The organism is Ancrocorticia sp. (assembly GCF_052089425.1).
GTDB lineage: Bacteria > Actinomycetota > Actinomycetes > Actinomycetales > Actinomycetaceae > Ancrocorticia.
In genome coordinates this window covers 24,142-44,634 of record NZ_JBQCZW010000002.1, presented here as the reverse complement: position 1 = coordinate 44,634, position 20,493 = coordinate 24,142, and the positions used below count along the sequence as shown (strand labels likewise).

13 protein-coding genes and 1 pseudogene are annotated in these 20,493 nt (G+C 60.1%); 3 read left to right on the top strand and 11 right to left on the bottom strand.

The annotated features are described in order from the left end of the window. The 8 genes and pseudogenes from ACTHV6_RS01060 to ACTHV6_RS01025 all read right to left on the bottom strand — a co-directional run. Nucleotides 1-759 (bottom strand): annotated as a pseudogene (locus tag ACTHV6_RS01060) (hypothetical protein); the annotation flags it as partial. 119 nt (nt 760-878) lie between these two features. Beyond that, complete coding sequence (locus ACTHV6_RS01055; protein WP_441385411.1) at nt 879-1,226, bottom strand: hypothetical protein; 348 nt, start codon at nt 1,224-1,226, stop codon at nt 879-881. 9 nt (nt 1,227-1,235) lie between these two features. Then, on the bottom strand, nt 1,236-3,155 hold the full coding sequence (typA, locus tag ACTHV6_RS01050; RefSeq protein WP_441385410.1) for a translational GTPase TypA: 1,920 nt from the start codon (nt 3,153-3,155) through the stop codon (nt 1,236-1,238). 938 nt (nt 3,156-4,093) lie between these two features. After that, nucleotides 4,094-4,969, bottom strand: a complete 876-nt coding sequence (locus ACTHV6_RS01045) for a hypothetical protein (RefSeq protein WP_441385409.1) — start codon at nt 4,967-4,969, stop codon at nt 4,094-4,096. A gap of 399 nt (nt 4,970-5,368) precedes the next feature. Continuing rightward, nucleotides 5,369-7,237: an ABC transporter ATP-binding protein gene (locus ACTHV6_RS01040; protein ID WP_441385408.1), complete on the bottom strand. Its 1,869-nt coding sequence runs from the start codon at nt 7,235-7,237 to the stop codon at nt 5,369-5,371. Further along, nucleotides 7,237-8,214: an ABC transporter permease gene (locus ACTHV6_RS01035; protein WP_441385407.1), complete on the bottom strand. Its 978-nt coding sequence runs from the start codon at nt 8,212-8,214 to the stop codon at nt 7,237-7,239. The genes ACTHV6_RS01040 and ACTHV6_RS01035 overlap by 1 nt, the downstream gene beginning before the upstream one ends. A 7-nt stretch (nt 8,215-8,221) precedes the next feature. Further along, nucleotides 8,222-9,748: an ABC transporter permease gene (locus ACTHV6_RS01030; protein WP_441385406.1), complete on the bottom strand. Its 1,527-nt coding sequence runs from the start codon at nt 9,746-9,748 to the stop codon at nt 8,222-8,224. 286 nt (nt 9,749-10,034) lie between these two features. Continuing rightward, complete coding sequence (locus ACTHV6_RS01025; protein WP_441385405.1) at nt 10,035-11,822, bottom strand: ABC transporter family substrate-binding protein; 1,788 nt, start codon at nt 11,820-11,822, stop codon at nt 10,035-10,037. Between the two features lie 715 nt (nt 11,823-12,537). Between ACTHV6_RS01025 and lipB the strand changes: the two genes are divergently transcribed. Together lipB and lipA are read left to right on the top strand one after the other, a co-directional pair. Next, nucleotides 12,538-13,245, top strand: a complete 708-nt coding sequence (lipB, locus tag ACTHV6_RS01020; RefSeq protein ID WP_441385404.1) for a lipoyl(octanoyl) transferase LipB — start codon at nt 12,538-12,540, stop codon at nt 13,243-13,245. Then, on the top strand, nt 13,226-14,251 hold the full coding sequence (gene lipA, locus ACTHV6_RS01015; protein ID WP_441385403.1) for a lipoyl synthase: 1,026 nt from the start codon (nt 13,226-13,228) through the stop codon (nt 14,249-14,251). Before lipB ends, lipA begins: the two co-directional genes overlap by 20 nt. A 285-nt stretch (nt 14,252-14,536) precedes the next feature. Here the strand turns inward: lipA and ACTHV6_RS01010 are convergent, their stop codons facing one another. The 3 genes from ACTHV6_RS01010 to ACTHV6_RS01000 all read right to left on the bottom strand — a co-directional run bounded on the left by ACTHV6_RS01010 (nt 14,537) and on the right by ACTHV6_RS01000 (nt 18,414). After that, a complete protein-coding gene (locus ACTHV6_RS01010; RefSeq protein ID WP_441385402.1) occupies nt 14,537-16,171 on the bottom strand; it encodes a class I adenylate-forming enzyme family protein in 1,635 nt (544 codons plus the stop codon). Beyond that, on the bottom strand, nt 16,164-17,606 hold the full coding sequence (locus ACTHV6_RS01005; protein ID WP_441385401.1) for a M18 family aminopeptidase: 1,443 nt from the start codon (nt 17,604-17,606) through the stop codon (nt 16,164-16,166). The genes ACTHV6_RS01010 and ACTHV6_RS01005 overlap by 8 nt, the downstream gene beginning before the upstream one ends. A 115-nt stretch (nt 17,607-17,721) precedes the next feature. After that, a complete protein-coding gene (locus tag ACTHV6_RS01000; protein ID WP_441385400.1) occupies nt 17,722-18,414 on the bottom strand; it encodes a GNAT family N-acetyltransferase in 693 nt (230 codons plus the stop codon). Between the two features lie 105 nt (nt 18,415-18,519). On the opposite strand from ACTHV6_RS01000, the gene ACTHV6_RS00995 reads away from it, so the two are divergent. Continuing rightward, nucleotides 18,520-20,388 (top strand): AMP-dependent synthetase/ligase, encoded by a 1,869-nt coding sequence (locus ACTHV6_RS00995; RefSeq protein WP_441385399.1) that lies wholly within the window; start codon nt 18,520-18,522, stop codon nt 20,386-20,388. Nucleotides 20,389-20,493 lie beyond the last annotated feature (105 nt).

Genomic DNA, 20,493 nt, shown 5'->3' with positions numbered 1-20,493 from the left:
ATCGCTCTCCGGGCTGCCGGTGGGTTCCTCCTCCGGGACAGGCGTTGGGCCGGAGCCTTCCCCATCGCCAGCAACCACAACATCCACGGGCTGATTGACCTGATCCACCACGTCCGCCTTGAGCTTCGCGGCCGCCGCATCGCGATCCAACCCACCCATTTGCACACCGGCAATCTCCGTGCCCTTCGGCACGCGATCCGCAAAATAGAACGCGCCGCCCACGTACGCCGCACCTACGAGCAGCACGGCCGCCGCGGTGATCCACGGCCAGCGCTTACGCCTCTTCTTCGTGGCACTACCGCCTTCATCAGTTGGGGGTTCGTCCGCCGCCTCCTGGCCGGCTTCCGCCGGCGGAATGACAGGGATATTAGCTGTTTCTTCAGTAGTTGAGGGCGCCGACGACGACGAAGCGAATTCCTCCCAGCCACCGCCCTGATCCTCAGAGCCTTCTGGCTGGGCGGGTGTTGCGGCCGTGGCAGGCGCACCATCCTTAGCCGAACCCTCTTCAGGGTGGGTGATCTCAGCCGGCGTTGGCTGATCAGTTTCAGGAACGCTGAGGGCTTCGGTGGGCGTGTTGCCCGGGGATGTATCCTCCGCGGCGGGTCCCGTTACCGAAGTAGTTGATTCTTCAACGGATTGCTGGCTCGATTGGCCATCAGCCACCGTCTTGTCATCTTCGGTGCCGTTATCGCCTCTGCGGTTAAAGACTGCTGCACCGAGAGTCTGGTTGGCCTTATCCCTCGAATCATCTTCTGTCACGGGCCTGCCCTTTCATAGGTTCTATCCCAGATGATTCTAGCCGTGAGGGCCCACCATTGCCCCGCCGAGTTGGTCACAAATGCTAGGTGGGGGTGATGCGGGGAGGTTCGTCGTCGTCGTTATCTATCCACGACGGAATCGCGGACGATAAAACCGGGGATCAGGGCGGAAGCGGGGGCCAATACGAACCACGCATCGGAAGCCCACCGGTACACGGACATAATCGTGTCCGTTGCCGGCGGGGCCATGAACAGCCAGAACGTGACGGCGATAATGCCGATCGCGTAGCCGAGCCACGCCGCGCGCTTGCCCCAGGCCAGAAGGAACCAGGCGCCGGCGGCCACGAGAACCGTGGCCACGAGGAGCCCAAGAATGGGCATACCCAGCGGCCCCGCGTACGTGACCGCGGCGAGTGCGCCAACCAGCAGACCGCCGATCGCGCCCAGAACCCCCTGAAGCAAACGCATGGGCCTACCCTACTTCTTCTTCGCGCGGGCTGACTTGTAACGTTCGGCCGAATTCAGGATGAGCTTGCGGATGCGCACCGAATCGGGGGTGACCTCAATACACTCATCATCGGAGGCGAATTCCATCGACTCTTCGAGCGTGAGCTTGCGGGGAACCTTCAGCTGCTCGAACACATCGGCTGTTGCCGAACGCATGTTGGTCATTTCCTTGGCGCGCACAACGTTGACGTCCATATCCTCATCGCGGGGGTTCTCCCCCACAACTTGGCCTTCGTAAACCTCAGCGCCCGGCTCCACAAAGAACGTGCCGCGATCCTCAAGGCGCTGCAGAGCGAATGCCGTGACCTGCCCGGAACGATCAGAGACGAGCGAACCCGTGGCGCGTGAAGAGATCTCGCCCTGCCAGGGCGCATAGCCCTCACCGATCGAGGCCGCAATACCCGTCCCGCGCGTTTGCGTGAGGAACTGCGAGCGGAAGCCGATCATGCCGCGCGCCGGCACCACAAACTCCATGCGGACCCAGCCTGAGCCGTGGTTCGCCATCGTTTCCATACGGCCCTTGCGGGCAGCCATCAGCTGAGTGACCGTGCCAAGGAACTCCTCCGGCACATCAATCGTACTGCGCTGCATCGGCTCCTGACGCTTGCCGTCAACCTCGCGGGTGACAACCTGAGGCTTGCCCACCGTCAGCTCAAAGCCCTCGCGGCGCATCTGCTCCACCAGAATCGCCAGCGCGAGTTCGCCGCGATCCTGAACCTCCCACTGATCCGGGCGTTCCGTGGGCAGCACGCGGATGGACACATTGCCCACCAGCTCGGCGTCTAGGCGGTCCTTGACCTGACGCGCCGTGAGCTTATGGCCCTTCTCCTTGCCGGCCAGCGGCGACGTGTTGATGCCAATGGTCATGGAGATCGCAGGATCATCCACGTGGATCGGCGGGCGCGGGCGGGAATCCTCCGGGTCCACGAGCGAATCGCCAATCGTGATCTCCGGGATTCCGGCCACTGCCACGATATCGCCCGCATGCGCGGCGGTTGCGGAGACGCGTTCCAAGCCCTTAGTTTCCAGCAGCTCAGAGATGTGGACCTTCGTGACCGTGCCATCGTTGCGGTGCCAGCCCACCCACGAGCCCTTCTTGAGTTCGCCGGAGTACACGCGGGTTAAGGCAAGGCGGCCGAGGAACGGGGAGGCGTCAAGGTTGGTGACCTGGGCGACCAGAGGAGCATCCTCATCGAATGTTGGGGCCGGGATGTAGTGGAGAATCGCTTCGAAGAGCGGCTCCAGATCCTGATTCGCGGGGAGTTCGCCATCTTCGGGGCGCTGGGTATCTGCGTAGCCTGCCTTCGCCGCGCAGTAAACCACCGGGATCTCCAGCAGCTTGTCCAGCACTGCATCATCCGGATCCTCTAGGTCCGAGAAGAGGGAGAGAAGCAGGTCCTGAGCCTCATTGACAACTTCGTCAATGCGGGCGTCCGGGCGGTCCACCTTGTTCACCACCGTGATCACCGGGAGCTTGGCCTCCAGTGCCTTACGCAGCACGAAACGAGTTTGCGGGAGCGGGCCCTCCGAGGCATCCACCAACAGCACGACGCCGTCCACCATGGACAGGCCGCGCTCAACCTCGCCGCCGAAATCCGCGTGGCCAGGGGTATCAATCACGTTGATCGTGACGCCGTCCGGTGCGCCAAAGTTTGCAGCCGAGGGGCCCTCATAGCGAATTGCCGTGTTCTTCGCCAGAATCGTGATGCCCTTTTCGCGTTCCAGATCGCCCGAATCCATCACGCGTTCGCCGGTTTTCTCCACCGTTGCTCTGGCGTCAAAAGCGCCAGCCTGCCACATCATCGCGTCAACAAGTGTTGTCTTGCCGTGATCAACGTGGGCCACGATAGCGACGTTGCGTAGGTCTTTACGGGCTTTACGGGAGCTCATCTAATTCCTCGGATCATGCACCCCGGCCCTGAACCGAATCGGAGCGCGTCTTTGCACGGCGCTTGTGCGCCAACGCTCTACCCTACGCCCTCCGTTCTGCCGCGGTATAGGGCGTGGGGGTGGGATGTGGTCTGTTTTTCGTCACATTGCATGGGCTGGGGGTGGTGGCTGGTGGCCGTGGGCTGGGGGCTGGTGGCGGCGGGCTCAAGCTGGTGGCCGTGGGCTGGCGGCTGGTAGCGGCGGGCCCGACCTTCTGTTGACTGCTCCCGATCGCCGTCAGGAAGTAGTCCTTTTCCTCGACCCCTCCTGCGAGTGGACAACCTAATGCCGCTGTTGACATGTTGCAACGTGTCAAGAGGCGCCGTAAAGGGTCAACTCGCGAGTTCAAGGGGGCCGCGCGCTCTCAGCACCGCTTTGGTACTCCCCTACCAGTCAACTCGCGAGTTCGAGGGAGCCACTCTGGCCGCGCAGGAGGCGAGCTAGGCAGCCATCCCGGCCCTGCATTTGCTGCCGATCGCCGTCAGGAAGTCGTCCTTCCCCTCGTCGTCTCCTGCGAGTGGACCACTTAATGCCACTGTTGACATGTTGCAACGTGTCAAGAGGCGCCGTAAAGGGTCACCTCGCGAGTTCGAGGGGGCCGCGCGCTCTCAGCACCGCTTTGGCACTCCCCTACCAGTCAACTCGGGAGTTCGAGGGAGCCACTCTGGCCGCGCACGAGACGGGCTGGGCAGCTTTCCCGGCCCTCCATTTGATGCCGATCGCCATCAGGAAGTAGTCCTGTTCCTCGTCCCCTCCTGCGAGTGGACAACCTAATGCCGCTGTTGACAGGTTGCAACGTGTCTAGAGGCGCCGTAAAGGGTCACCTCGGGAATTCAAGGGGGCCGCGCTGGCCACGCACGAGGCAGGCTAGGCTTTCGGCAGGCCGAGCTTGCGTTTGTTTAGGACATGGAGAGCACGATACCCACGGCGAGGCAGCCAACCCCAGCGATCATCGCAGCAGCAGACGCCACATCCACGATCTTGGTGCGCTGGGTCGGGAATTCGTGGCCGAACGCCGCAGCACCCACCCCGGATGCAGCCGATGCTGGCTGTGCGTCCCAGTCAGCTGCACTTCCTTCTCCCGCCCTAGGCCCAAATTCGTCCTGCCGGCTGGGATCTTCACTGGGGCCGCCGGGGACTTCGCCGCTGGCACCTCGGGTGGCTTGACCACTGGCACCGCCGGTGGCTTGGCCGAAGGCCTCACCGAGGCCCCCACGAGAGGCGCGTGTGCCCGGCGCCGGCTTGTGTCTCTTGGACCGCTTTCCCTCTACATACTCGTGCTCATACACGTTTTCGATCAGGCCGATGGCCTGACTCATGTCAGCCCAGTGAACGACAGTTCCGTCAGTATGCAGCGGAAGCCCCGGCGAGTTCGGTGCAGATTTTCCCAGCTTGTGCTTTGCCCCCAGCTCCTCGCGGCCCTTGGAGAGGCCGCCAGCACCGGGGTAGGAGGCCACGACGTCCTTGTGATCCGAGCTGACGATGTACATGCCGAACTTGGTGTCCAGCTCGCGATAATGGTTCCACGGTACCCACACCCGGAAGATCCAGTTGTGAGTCTCGACGCCGTCAGGACGCAGAATGACTCGCGGCATCAGAAATATGGAGGCGGCAATCCCCGCCAGCCCCAGCGCCGCCATTCCCGGAGGCACCAAGCTCCCCGCAACCTCGTCGAAAACCGTGATGAGCACTAGGGCAGCTCCGAAGATGATGAGTAGGATCCCCTTCAGCACCTGTGAGCGGTTACGGAGTACGTATCGTGGGCCTTGATCCATGCCTCGTATTCTGTCACAGGCAGCATCGCCACTGGGTACCGGGGTAGGTTCGCCGGTGCCCGGTAGTTCACCTGCGTATAATGCGTGAGCCCTCGCTATACGCATAGCAACTACAACATACGCATCTGAAACCTGAAGAGGCGTCGGCAACCGCACACGTCGCAACCGTCCACTTCCGTATAATGCGTCAGCCCTAGCTATACACGTAGCAACTACAACATGCGCATCTGAAACACGAAACTGACCGTCGTTGTGCTCGGACTCCCAGTGCCTACCCGCAGCGCCAGCCCCGCGCAGCAAAAGAACTAGCCAAGAAGAACCGGCCCGCAGCAAACGCTACGGGCCGGCCCAGCCAGACGGCTCAATCAGGCGGCTCAATCAGCCGTCTCAATCACGAACTTACAACTTCAACTCAACAACCTCGTCGCCGAGAGAACGCAGCAACTCGTGGCGAGCCTCGCGGCGCCGGCGTTGCTCATGCGGCTCGGGAACGGGGGCTGCGGCGATGAGGCGCTTGGTGTAGGCCTCCTTGGAGTTGTGAAGGACATCGTCGCGCATGCCTTGTTCAACGGCCTTGCCGTTTTGGAGCACCACCACGCGGTTGGCGAGCATGTCCACAACCGCGAGGTCGTGGGAGATGAAGAGGCAGGCAAAGCCCATCTCTTCTTGCAGCTCGGACAGCATGGCGAGCACCTGCGCCTGAACGGATACGTCCAAGGCGGAGGTGGGCTCGTCAGCAATGAGCAGGTGGGGGCGCAGGGCGAGGGCGCGCGCGATACACACGCGCTGGCGCTGGCCACCGGAAAGCTCATGCGGGTAGCGGTTGAACGTGGAACGCGGAAGGCTCACGGCGTCCAGAAGCTCGTGAACACGGGCTGTCTGGGATTTCTTGTTCCCTTCCTTGTGCACCACGAGCGGCTCGGAAATGCAGTCACCGATCGGGAAGCGGGGGTTGAGCGAAGCCGCGGGGTCTTGGAACACCACGCCCACGTTTTTGCGCCACATACGCGCTTCCTTCGGCTTCATGCCCACCATGTTCTTACCGAACATGGTCACCTCGCCTGAAGCGGCGGGCAGCAGCCCGAGGATGCACTTGCCGATCGTGGACTTGCCGGAACCGGATTCGCCCACAAGCCCAACGAACTCACGCTGGGCGATGTCCAGCGAAACGCCATCCACCGCACGGAACGGAGCCTTGCCGTTGCGCTGGTATTCGATCACCAGATTCTTGGCCTCAAGCACCTTCTGGGACAGATCGATCGGCGATTGCTCGGCCACCTCGATACCGTCCTGATCGCGGCCATGCCCAAGATGCGGTACAGCGTCCAGCAGGCGCTTCGTGTAGGGATGGGTGGGGTGGTTGAGCACCTGATCCACCGTCCCCGATTCCACGATGTTGCCCTTGAACATGACGTGCACATTATCGGCCATGTCAGCCACAACACCCATGGAGTGGGTGATGAGGAGGATGCCGGTATTCAGCTTGTCCTTGAGGGAACGCAGGAGGTCCAGAATGTCCGCCTGCACGGTCACGTCAAGAGCCGTGGTTGGCTCGTCGGCAATAATCACCTTCGGGTTACACGAGATCGCGATGGCGATCACCACGCGCTGGCGCTGGCCGCCCGAAAGTTCGTGCGGATAGTGGCTCATGCGCTCTTCAGCGTTGTCCAAGCCCACCATCTTCAGCAGCTCGATGGCGCGCGCCTCCGCGTCCTTGCCGTAGGCAAGATCGTGAATTTCGAGCGCCTCGGTCATCTGCCGGCCGATCGTCAGCACGGGGTTCAGGGCCGTCATGGGCTCCTGGAACACCATCGCCACTTCCTTGCCGCGCAGGGATCGCATGCCGCGTGAGCCGAGCGTGCGGATCACGTGATCGGACACCTCGATGGCGCCGTCGATCGATGCATTGTAGGGAAGCAGGCCCAGCGCCGTCATGGACGTGACAGACTTGCCGGAGCCGGATTCGCCCACGAGCGCCACCACTTCGCCCGGATGGACATCGATGGAAACGCCGCGCACCGCGTGCACGCGCCCAAATTCGGTTTTGAATTGGACGTCGAGGTTTTCAAAGGAAAGGACGGGTTCGTTCGAATCTTTGTGAACGACGACGACGTCCTCCGCCGCATGCTCCTCCCCCACAGTTTCCGCTGCCTTTTCTGGCGGCGTGATGCCGGGTGTCATAGCGGGCGTTACTGCCTTTTCTTCGGGCTTCTGGCCCTCGTTTTCGGGATCCAAGCCGGACCCCTGATTCTCAGAGTGCTTAGCCATTACTTCACCTTGCCCTTCTGACGAGGATCAAACGCGTCTCGCAGGCCGTCGCCGATGAAGTTCACGGTCAGGGCGATCGCGAGAATCATGACGGCCGGCACAAAGAACAGCCACGGACGTGTGGAGAACGTTGTCTGGTAATCCGAGATCAACAGCCCCAACGAAGTGTCTGGTGCCCGCACACCGAATCCGAGGTAGGAAAGCGAGGTCTCCAGTAGAATCGCCGCGGCGATGGACAGCGTGGCGTTCACAATGATCGTGCCCAAGCAATTGGGCAAGATGTGGCGCACGATGATGCGGAAGGAGCTGGCACCCAAGGCATCGGCCGCGGAAACGAATTCGCGTTCGCGCAGTGACATCACTTCGCCGCGGACCATGCGTGCCAAGCCCGTCCATGAGAGCAGACCCAGCATCACGGCCAGGAAGAACGGACCATTTGATCCGGTCATCTGGCCGATGATTGCCGCCAGAACCAGCAGCGGAATCACAATGAACATATCGGTCACGCGCATGAGGAGGGATTCGACCCAGCCACGGAAGTAGCCGGCCAGCGCTCCCACAAGGGTGCCGATCAGCGTGGACACAATGCCAACAACCAGAGCGATCATGATGGAGATCTGGGTACCACGCATGGCGAGGGCAAAGTAGTCCTTACCTACATTGTCCTGCCCGAAGGGGTGTTCTCCCAGATGGAAGAACCCGATCGTGGGTGCTCCACCGTTCACCACATCCATGGGCTGCTTGTAGCTGTGGGGCCACCACCCAGGGATTGGACCAACGCCGATCGATGTATAGGCAACGATGACAACCAATGCGAACACGACCATGGACACCATCGCACCGCGATGGTGAAGGAAACGGTTCAAGACGATGCGTCCCTGAGACAAGGACCTGTCGGTTGTTGCGTCTAGGACTTCGTCATCAAGTTCAACGGCGTTGAAGCCGCCAGTTGGAGTGTTATCAGATGTATTACTCATGCTGTCCTCACCGCCTAATCCGTGGGTCGATGTACGCGTAGGTGATATCGGCCAGCATGTTCATCAAGATGGCCGCGCCTCCTGTCACAAGGAAGAAGGCCATGACGGGCGCTGGGTCAACCTGATCGAGGCCAACCTTGAACATATTGCCCATGCCCTTCCATCCGAACACCGTCTCAGTGATCACGGCACCGCCGATCAAGCTTGCAAAATCGAAGGCAATAATCGTGGTAATCGGAATCATCGCGTTTCGGAAGGCGTGACGGGTGATCACCGTGTGCTCCGGGAGGCCCTTGGCCCTCGCGGTGCGCACATAGTCCTGATTGAGAACTTCGAGCATCGCCGAACGCGTGTAACGCGTGTAGGAGGCGATGGACATCAGCGTCAGAGAGATTGTTGGCAGCAAGAGGTGGGTTGCCACGTCCGTGAACTGCAGCCAAAATACTTCGCTACCGCGGAAGTTCGGTGTTTGAGAACCGATCGTTGAGATCGGGCGGCCTGAGGAAAGGGTGACGTAATCACCCCAGTAACGGAGTGCGTAGTACATCAGGGCAGCCAGCCATACCGAGGCACCCGTCCACACATTTGCCCAGAGAACGGCCCGCCTAGCGTATCCGCCGGTGAAGTAGCCCAATACCACTGCAATAGCCACGAAGATGGCAAGCAGCAGGAACAGGAAACCCCAGCTTGGCTCCCACAGCTGACTCTCTGAGATCTGCAGAATCACCGTTGCGATAACGGCCGTGCCGAGCGTGTTGTAGAGCGTGCGCTTATTGGACAGGCCGGTGAACAGCGAGGTGAACAGCACAGCTGCGATCAATCCCAAGCCGAGCGGAAGCCAGATGCCCACACTCGGGTTGCTCACAAATCCGGTGGCCGACATGCCTTGAAGAGCTGCGAGGAGAACAGCAAATGTCACTCCGAAACTGATAAGCCGCCGCTTGCGATTACCACCTATCATCGCCTCGACAAATAGGGCAAAGACGGCGGCGATCAGCAAGGACGTCAGCAACGATATCGTTGGGTCCTTTAACCAGTTGTTGAAGCGAATAGCCGCATATTCCTTGAGTAGCACCGCAAACACGAAGGCTGGCAAGGAGTAGAAAACGAACGCTGCAAAGGTCACAACGTAATCGAATCCTGAGTACTGGCGGATTGCTGTCATCATTCCGAAGAAGATGCCCAGAACGATAGCAAGTATTGTTGCCAGCACAACAAGGCGCATCGTGGAGTTAGCAGCGATGCCAAGCATGTGGGTCACATCTTGGCCGCTGCGGTTGGAGCCGAGATCACATTGACCTTTAAAGCAGCCACCAACGCCACGGAGCCAATCCCAGTAACGCGTGTACCAAGGATCGTTCAGGCCCATCCACTCGGTGCGCTGAGCGATCATATTGTCACGGTTGGGGTCAGTGCTCTCGCGTAGATCTTTCAGGGGATCGCCCGAATTGATCACGAGAACGTACATGATCGCCGAGGAAATCAGCATGACAACTGCCGATATACCCAGACGTTTTAATATAAATTTGAACACTAGGAGAACTTCTTTCAGACGGGACCCGCGTGGTGGCCCTTAACCGTGCGCAGTGAGGCGCCGGTATGTTCCCTTGACGAGATACTTCAGACTATAAACCCTTGAACCAATGCGGTCGGATTGAGTGCCGTAAATTACAGAAACGGTTTACACCTCTGCTCTTACAACCCCTGAATCTGCGCTCCGGCTCAATGTAGCCCTCGAGGGCGAGGCAGAAGTGTTCTGCCTCGCCCTCGAGCCGTTAAACGGTTGTGATCATTGGTCGGGTGTCAGGCCAGTTGGCCTATCACCACGTCCACTGTTCGGCGTTCCAAGCAATACCCGTCTGAACCACGGTGCGCTCCACATTCTGGAGTCCATCCGTGTAGGCAGCGATTCCAGGATGCGCGAAGAGCGGGATACCGTAGAGATCGTCCCACAGTTCCTTCTCAATGATCTCCTTGGATTCCAACCACACCTCGGGATCAAGCGAGCTAATAACCTTGTTCCACTCTGCGTCCACAGTCTCGTTGGAGTAGCTCAGCATGTTCTGGTTGCCAGTCGTGGCGTAGATGTTCTGGCCGGAGACTACCTGACCGGAGCCGGACCATGCGAACAGTGCCACATCGAAGTCACCGGTATCCCAGTTTCCGCCTTCTGCCATGAACTCGGCCGAGCCGATGTCCTCAATGGTGATGCCGGCATCTGCACAGGACGCCTGAATGAGGGAGACCTCATCGGAACGGCGCTGGTTAGGACCGGAGTAGCCAATGCGGATCGTGGGATCGGAAATACCGGATTCCTCGACCTTCTCCGTGGCCTTATCGATATCAACCTCGTCGTAGCGGCCGTCATAGCTCGCCTCTACAACCTGCTCGTACTCCTCATCTGTCGGGAAGTACTCGCGAGCGTTCATGACTTCAGCATCCTCGTTGAGAGGCTTGATCAGCCTGTCCACGATGTCCTGACGCGGCACGCAGTAGGCGAATGCCTCACGAAGGGCCAAGCCGCCCTGATCTTCAGCGAAGATCGAGGAGCCGCCCTGGTTCATGTCCAAGTGCTCCCAGATCAGCGTGGAGCCTTCCTGAACCGTTACGCCGTCCATGGCCTCGAGTTGGTCCAGCGTGTCCTGAGTCGCCTGCGGCTCAATCACGTTGACGTCCTCATTGTTCAGCGCCTGAAGCATTGCCTCAGGGGAAATCTGCTTAACAACGAGTTCCTGAGTACCAGCCGGCTCGCCCCACCAATCGGGATTCGGTTCAAGAGTGACGTACTGGCCAGGTTCCCAGCCGCCGTCCTTCAGTGAGTATGCGCCCCATGAAGGTGCCTCGTCTGCCGATGGGACTACGCCCGTCTCACCATTCCAGTTGTTCCATGCATCAGCGGCATCCTTGGCTACATCGAAATCTTCGTTCTTGAAGGCTTCGAACAGCTCTTCCTTCGTCATGTCCAGCTTGTCAGCGATAACATGTGACGGAAGAACACCAGTAACAACGAGCTCCCAATCAGGGTTGGGTGCACTGTACTCAATGGTGAATTCCTTGTCCCCAGCTTCACACTGCGGGCCTGCGGCCACCGGGTTGGCGTAGCTTTCTGGACCAGAAACGTGCTCAAACAAGGTCGTGGCGTCGCTACCTTCGGCCTCAAGGCCGTCGCGGATCCACTGCGGGTTCTGAGCAACCCAGTCCATGTAGAAATCTTCACAGGAAATCGGCGTACCACCTTGGTACACCGCTTCATCGTTGATCGTGTAGGTGACGGTCAACGGATCTTCGGAGACCATCTCATAGTCACCAAGGTCCGTGCCCTTCTGCCACACGCCTTCCGTGTCGAAATAGCCGAAGCCTGGCATCATACGATCGGTGATAGCAGAATTTGCTGTCGAGTATGTTGACGCCATCATCGTGTTATAACCGTCGAACTCATCCTGTGCAACGGTAAAACTAATGGGGCGATCCGACGTCTCTTCGACCGCGGTTTTGCCGCCCCCTTCATCATCGCTTGACCCACAAGCACTGAGCACCAGCGCTGCTGCTGCTGCGACTGCCACTAAAGAATAGACCTTCTTCATGGAGTCCCCTCCCTTTTTAGTCATGTCCTGTTTCAAACCTTGAGCAAATCAGTACGTGACATCCGATGAGGTGTGGCCACCGTGCTCTCAGAATCAGGGCCGGACATATTCGCCCTGAATGGTTGCGTAGATCATACACTGAGAGATGTCTCAAACATCAAACCGTGTCGTGATCCGGGCCTCTTCATCCTTTCGGCTACGTTGCTCCTTTGTTTCCGTTGTGTTTCCGGGGATTCTGTGCCGGGCGATGAACCCCGCTATCTTCACCGGTTCCCTTCCAGAGCCGATTGCCCCTAACGTCAAATCCGTGACGTCCACTACATTCTATGCATCGTGCACACGTTTCCGCCCGTTTTCACACCCGACATTCAGGTTCTGGTGTTGCACTGCTCCTCTCAGAGAGCCACTCGACCTCCATGCTTCCCCTTTCCAAGCCGCACCTCTGTCCTCCCCCGAGCCCGTGCCCGCCACACCTAGAACCTTCACCCACACCAAATCGCGACAAACGCAAAAGCATCGGAATCTGTGAATGGGGGCGCACCTACGTACTCTTGCTGACCACGTAGGTGGGGCTCCGCCGTCGTCGCCCTCTATTCCAGATCCCTCCCTCAACCGGTGGTTAAAGCAGATCGTGTGCCCTCAACCTAGGATGGGGTGCCTAGGACTTTCGCCCGCCAAAATCCATTCCAGCATGTGCATCGCTTACCGCCCGTGCACGGATGTGGCCTAAGATCGAACCGTGCGGCTTTACAGTTTGTTGGGCAAAGGCCCTCTCGATTACATGGAAGTGGACGCCATCCAGCGAGATCTTCATGATCGCGTGGCGGCCATGGAGGCACCAGACACTCTGCTCGCGTGGGAGGCGAAAGATACCTACACCGCAGGCAGGCGCACGAAACCAGAGGACATCCCGGACGATTCGATTCCCGTGATCGAGATGGATCGGGGCGGCTCCGTCACCTATCACGGGCCGGGCCAGTTAGTCATTTACCCCATTATCAAGGTGAAGCCGCCCAAAGATGTGGTGGCGTTTGTGCGGACCACAGAGGCGGCGATTATCAAGGTACTCGCCGAGAGCTTCGGCCTCCATGCCACGGCCATCGAGGGCCGGAGTGGCGTGTGGTTCGAAGCCGGTGGAGCGGCAAGCGAGAGCGCCATCAACGGTGGCGCATCGGACGGCCTTGCCAAGAAAATATGCGCGATCGGCATGAAGTTTTCCAACGACGCCACGATGCACGGGCTTGCCCTCAACGTGACCACAGACCTCGCCAAGTTCGGAACGATCGTCCCCTGTGGCCTGCGGGACGCGGGCGTGACCTCTCTGGCCGAACAAGGCGTGGCCGCTACGCTTGACGAAGTCCTTGACGCGCTAGCCCCAGAATTATCCAACCAGTACCGCAAATTCCAACGCCCGGAAAGAGTGACTCATGGCAACCTTGCAGCCTGACGGCCGGAAACTCCTGCGCGTAGAGGCACGTAACGCCGAAACGCCCATCGAGAAGAAGCCAGAATGGATCAAAACCACCGCAGTGGTGGGCAAAGAATACACGGACATGCGTTCGATGGTGCATGGTTCCCAGCTCCACACTGTGTGCGAAGAAGCTGGCTGTCCCAACATCTATGAGTGCTGGGAGGATCGCGAGGCCACCTTCCTCGTGGGAGGCGATGCCTGCACGCGCCGCTGCGATTTCTGCCAGATTGCCACCGGGCGGCCGCAGATGCTCGATCGTGACGAGCCGCGCCGCGTTGCCGAATCCGTTGCCCAATTGGGCTTGCGGTACGCCACCGTTACCGGCGTTGCGCGCGATGACCTTCCCGACGGCGCCTCGTGGATCTACGCCGAAACCTGCCGGCAGATCCACGCGATGTGCCCCGGCACCGGCGTGGAACTGTTGGTGGACGATTTCAAGGGCGATCCAGACGCCCTGCGTCAGGTATTCGATTCGCGCCCCGAGGTGTTCGCACACAACGTGGAAACCGTCCCGCGCATCTTTAAGAAGATCCGCCCCGCCTTCCGCTATGAGCGCTCACTGGACATCATCCAAATGGCCAGCGAAGAAGGGCTGGTCACCAAGTCCAACCTGATCCTCGGCATGGGTGAAACCCGCGAAGAGATTGAACAGGCGATGGTAGATCTGCGCGATAACTCCTGCGATCTGTTGACCATCACCCAGTATCTGCGGCCGTCATCTTTGCACCACCCGATCGATCGGTGGGTTAAGCCCAACGAATTCGTGGAGCTCAAGGAGCTGGGTGAGAAGATTGGCTTCGCGGGAGTGCTGGCCGGCCCGCTCGTGCGTTCCTCCTACCGCGCCGGGCGGCTGTATGGCATGGCCATGGCCGCTAAGGGCTGGGAGATCCCCGACAACCTCAAGCATTTGTCCGCACCCACCACCATGCGCCAAGAGGCTAGCTCGCTGATCGCGAAGAATCCGGCGTTTGCCGCCGTGTAGCACGGTATAGGTGGCCGGCTGTGGGTGGCCGGTTGCGGGTCGCCCCGGTGTAGGTGGCCCCGGTGTGGTTATTTCGCCGATGCCTCACCCGCGCTATAGAACCGTATTCTGTAGTAGCTATCCGTATTCGCACGGCTACTACAGCATGCGGAAGTGAACACCCGAACAGCACCTCACGCCGAAGCATCACCCCTGCTACAGCTCCGTATTTGGTGTAAGCCACCTCTATACGCATGGCTACTACAGCATACGGAAATGAGACCGGGATATTGCCGCCCCCGAGCACTACTGCGGGCGCAAATCCTCCGCCGTGACGCCCTGATCCTTCATCAACGCCCCGATAATGGAACGCGCAGCCGGCCGATCGGTCTTGTCATTAGACGTCAAGGGAATGCGATCGAACACTGCCACGAAGCGCGGAAGCTTGTAGCGCCCGAGCATCTTGCTGGCGAAGCTTTCCACATCGGAGAAGCTCGGCTCGCTCACGCCATCCTCAAGTTCGAGCCCAGCAACGATGAGTTCACCCCACACGTCATCGGGAACTCCGCATACAACGGCGTCGCGGACCCCCGGCAGCTGCCGCAGAACGCTTTCGACTTCATCGGGAAGCACGCCTTCGCCGCCGGTCATGATCCGATCGAGTAGCCGTCCAACGATAGAGAGGAATCCGCAGCTGTCCAGCTCGGCAAGGTCGCCGGTGCGAAGCCAATCACCAACGAAGGCATCGTCGGAGTAGGTCTCCCCGTGCCAGTATCCGGAGGTCACGCTAGGCCCGCGAACAAGGAGTTCTCCAATTTCTCCTTGGCCAACGTCCTTGCCGCTCTTCGGATCACGTAGCCGGGCTTCGATGTAGGCGAAGGGCCGTCCGATGGAGCCGGGGCGATTGGGACAGTGCTCGAAGGGAAGGTAGGCGCCGGGCGCCGCCGTCTCGGTCATGCCCCACACGTTGAGTGGCCGGAGCCCGCGCGCAGCCAGCCGCCCGAGCAAGGGCGCGGGCACCTGCGAGCCGCCCACCAGCGGTAGGCGCCACGAGGAGAGGTCTCGGGTAGCGAAATCGGGGTGATTGACCAGCGCAATGTACATCGTGGGGGCCGCAAACATGATGTTGACGCGGTGTTCCTCGATGTCACGAAGGGTCCTCGCGGGATCGAAGTAGCGTTCAATCACAACGTGACCGCCTCCGGTGAACACATCCAAGGTGGTGCCGTTGAAGCCGCCGATGTGAGAGAACGGCGCAACTGCCAGCACCGTCTCATCGGTGCGGTACTCGAAGCCGTCACGGAAGTTGCGCGATCCCCACCACAGGTTGGCGTGGGTCAGGCTCACGGCTTTGGGTTTGCCGACGGTGCCGGAGGTGAGCATGAGCATCGCCAGCCCGTCCGGGTAGCCGTGTTGGTTCAGGCCCATCATCCCGGTGTTGCGGGTATCGGAGATCATTGACGCATCGTGGGGACTCATGGCGGCCCCCAGCGCGAGGTATCCATTCGCAAAACCGGCGGATAGGGGCCCGGCTTGAACATCGTCATCGATCACAAATTGGAGCAGCGTCCCGGTGGAAACAAAAGCTCCGCGGGCAGCGATCTCGGGCTCGCAGATGATGGCGCGCGGTGAAACGAAATCCACCAGCTCTTGAAGTTCCAGCTGCGTGAGCCGGAAGGATACGGGAACAAACACGGCGCCAAGGCGGGCGCATGCGATGTGCGTGAGCAGGTGATAGGGCGAATTGTGGGATGCGAGCATCACGCGATCGCCGGTACTCACCCCGGCCTGCGCGAGAAGGTGGGCGAGCTGGCGTGTCAGCTCGTCGGCCTGAGCCACGGTGAGCACCCGCTCTCCATACGTGATGGAGGGGCGGTCCGGGTGCGCGAAGGCCGCCTGATCAAGGGTACGGGCGGCGTTGTAAATTGGGGGCTTATGCAAGATTCCAGTAGCCCTTCATGATGTTGGACAGTGCGTGATCGTCCCGAACGGCGGAGAGCTCGCGCACGGAGTGCATGGACAGGAGCGGAACGCCCACATCCACCGTCGCGATTCCCAGCCGCGTGGCCGTCAAAGGGCCAATGGTACTGCCGCAGCTCACGGCGTTGTTGGATACGAACTCCTGTGTCGGCTCACCGGCCTCGTGGCAGGCGCGCAGCCACAGCGCTTGGCCGCGCCCGTCGGATGCGTAGCGTTGATTCGCGTTGATTTTGATCATCGGCCCGCGCCCCATCACGGGAAACTGATCCGGGTCATGGAATTCGGCATAGTTCGGATTGACGGAGTGCCCCGCGTCCGAGCTGACGCAACTTGAGCGCGCGAACATCTGATAGATCTGATCCTGCGTGCGCCCAGCCGCGATCGCGATGCGCTGCAGGGTGGTCTCCAGCAGCGGTCCCGAGGCGCCAGCGGCGGTTTGCGAACCGACTTCCTCGTGATCAAAAGCCGCCATCACGGCGATTTCAGGCGAATCGGCAGCAATCAGCGCACGCAGAGAGGCATGCACGGAGACGAGGTTGTCCTGCCGCCCCGCCGCCAAGAACGTCCCGTTCATAATTTCGGGAGTTTGGCAGTCGTAGGCAAAGAGGTCCGCCCCGGCGATGTGTTCGGGATTAATCGACGACGACGGCGAACTATCGCCCCCTCGCCCCCGCCCCGCGGGTTCGATGTGTTCCGTGGTATCGATCGAGTTCACCAACACGTTGGTGAACTCGTGGGCAAAGTCCCTCTGCGCTGGTTCTTGTGACTGCGCTAGCTCCTGCGACTGGCGCGCGAGGTGGGCAGATCCGTTTATGTCTCCCAGACTCCCCGCCTGTGAGGCGCCGTCCAGCGCCCAGACGGGGTGCAGGTGCTTCTGCGGATTCAGGGTGAGCTTCTCGCGTACGGATCGGTCAAGGTGGGGCGCCAGTTGAGGGATCATCATGAGCGGGCCTGTTGTGACCAGATGCTCTGAGCCATCTAGGGTCACGATCCGGCCCGCCAGCCCAAGCTCGCGATTCAGCCACGAGTTGGCCAGCAGACCGCCGTAGGTTTCCACGTTGATCTGTGAGAATCCGAAATGGGTTGACGTGGCTGAAGGCTTGACTTTGAAGCTCGGCGAATCCGTGTGCGAGCCGACGATACGGAAGGCGCTTGGCTTACCTTCGGGAATTCGCCACGCCACAACAGCTCCATCCCGGACGAGGTAATGGCCACCAACCGAGCCATCCCAATCCTCAGACTCATCCTGAGGGGTAAACCCTGCGGCGTCGAGCCTGCGTGCCACTTCGCGAGCTGCGTGAAAGCTCGTTGGAGCGGCTGAGATGAAGGCAGCGAGATCTTCCGAGTACTCAATCTCCGGTGGTGCGCCAGAAATCTTCTGCTTTCTACTTCGCATAGTGATTAAGTGTAGACGCATCTACCCGGTGCGCGGCCAATCACCCATCGAATACCCAGCAGATCTTTACCGTTCCGTGATCTTCGCGTGCTTGTAGCATCCCGACAGCCAGCATCTAGTCCCTGCGCAAGCCGTTGACTCGGCCCGGGCGCCACATACCAACTTCAGGGGATTTGATGGGTGACGGAATGATGCCGAGAGGCTGAAACCCCTTACGCTCGTACAGCTTTTGAGATCCTTCAGTGGTGGACTCCAGATATATAGGTGAATCGCCGGCACGGGCGATCCCATACTCCAGCAGCTTTCCGCCGACCCCCTGCCCTTGAGCCTGCGGATCAACGGCCACAGTGTAGAGGTACCAGTGCGGGAACTTGGGAGCGGCGGCCGAATCGAAGCGATCTAGGTGCATGTACTGGAAGATGTGACGGCCAAGCACACGGGCCATGCGGGCTGTCATCTTGGCCTCGTCCCATCTGGTCATAGCAACCTCTGGTTTCGCCCAGAGCGCCGTGCCAAGAATCTGGTCGCGCGGTTGGGCGCCAGTGCCGCTCACTCGGGTGCCGGTGCCGCCTGTGTCGCTACCAGTGCCTCCTGCGTCGCTACCAGTACCGCTCGCGCGCACAACATCCACAACACCTAGAGGAATGTAGAACTGCTCCAATTCGATTCTGAACACTTTGGTCATCGCTTCGTTGCGGCCGTTGGCACTGGGAAAGAACTGTGCCATGACAGGATCGTGGGCGAAACTGGCCGCCATGAGTGCGGCGATAGCGGGAACATCGTCATAGCCTGCTTCGGAGATCTGCATGATTGCGATCCTACCGGGGCCAACGCGCCAAACTCGAAGCGGGGCGGCGCCTAGGCAACGGCTCGCGTTTGCTTCTCGCCGATCCCTTGGCACTAGTCTGGGGGTATGGTTGCGTACTTACCCGAAGGTGTCACCCCGGAAATCCAACGAGCTTTCGATAACGCTTGGCCAAACATCGGCTCGGCGCTGGACGATCGCGCCGATCGGCTCCCCCATCAGGTCGGCTGGATGTATCCGGACGATTCCGGTAATTGGCAGGAAGCCTCATGGGCAGAATTTCGGGATTGGGTCCACGAAATTGCTGCTGGGCTGATCAGTCTGGATTTCTCGTTCGGTGAGGTTGCCTCCATCTGCGCTGGCACCTCGATCCGTTGGATCATGGCGGATCTCGCGCTCGGCACGATTGGCGGAGTCACCTGCACCGTTTACCCCAACACACGCCAGAGCGATATCGCCCTGATCTTGGAGGATTCGGCCAGTTCGTGGCTGTTCGTTCAGGACCAGAAGCTGCTGGAAAAGATCCTTGATTCGGGCCCGGCCGCTGCCGCGCTCAAGCACATCATCGTCCTGCAAGGCGGCGTCACGATCGACGATCCGCGCGTTCACACCTGGGATCAACTGCGCGATCTGGGTACTCATTACCTCAACGATTTCCCACGCTGCGTTGGCGAAGCTCAGGACAAGACCAATCAGGACACGCTTGCCACCATCATTTACACCTCGGGCACCACCGGGCGGCCAAAGGGCGTTGAGCTCACTCACGGCACATGGATCTATCAGGGCATTGGTTGGGGTGCCAACGATGCGATCTACGATCGCATGATCCACTTCCTGTGGCTGCCGTTGGCCCACGGTTTCGGCAAGTGCATGCTCCCCATCAATCTGTACGTTGGGGCCATCACCGCTGTTGATGGGCGTATCGATCAGATCGTGCCGAACCTGGCCAAGCTCAAACCCGATTTCATGTGCGGCGTTCCCAGAATCTTCGAGAAGGTGCGCACATCGGCATTGGCTGCTGCACCTGCCGATACCCCCAAGGGCAAGATCATCACGTGGGCGATGAACGTGGGCGAAAAGGCGTTCCCGTACCGCTCTGCTGGGCTCAAGATGCCCAAGGGGCTTGCGGCTCAGTATGCGCTTGCGAACAAGCTGGTGTTCAGCACCATCCGCGAGAAGCTGGGCGGCCGCCTCCAGTTTGTTATCTCTGGTTCGGCGAAGTTGAATCCTGACCTGCAGCGGTGGTTCTTCAACATCGGCGTACCCCTCTTGGAAGGCTACGGCGTCACGGAAACTGCCGCAGTCAGCTACTTCAATCGTCCAAAGGAGCCACGATTTGGTTCGGTTGGCAGGGTTATCCCGGGCTCCACTACCCGCATCGATCCCGATACCGGCGAGGTTCTTATCAAGGGACCCGGCGTGATGCGCGGGTACCACAACGATCCGGAGCTGACCGCCCAGCAGATCCACGACGGTTGGTTCCACACCGGAGATATCGGCCATCTGGACAAGGATAGGTTCCTCTACATCACTGACCGGATGAAGGATGTGATCAAGACGTCCAACGGGAAGTTCGTATCACCATCCGAGGTGGAGTCCGCGCTCACCGGCACGTCTCAGGCGATCTCTCAGGCTGTGGTGGTTGGCGAGGGTCACAAGTTCTGTGCCGCGCTAGTTTCGCTGGATCCTGAGTGGGTCGCCCAGTGGTGCAAGGCCAACGATTTGGGCGATATCGATTACTCCACGGCGATCAGTTTGCCGCAGATTCATTCGGTTGTTGAACGCGATGTTGAAGCCGCCAACAAGACCTTGGATCATTGGGAGACCGTCAAGCGGTTCGAGATCCTGCCCGCGGAAATGACCGTCGATGATGGCACCGCCACACCCACCCTCAAAATCCGGCGGTCGCACGCGATCGAGCACTTCGATCATCTCATCAAGAAGATCTACGCGGACGAAGAGACGGCGCACAAGTAGTCGGGGATTTTAACGACGACGACGGCACCCCACGTCCGCACACAATGATCGGATCGTGTGGGGTGGGTTCGGCGGTGGCAGTGTTGCGGATGACCCACGTACGCA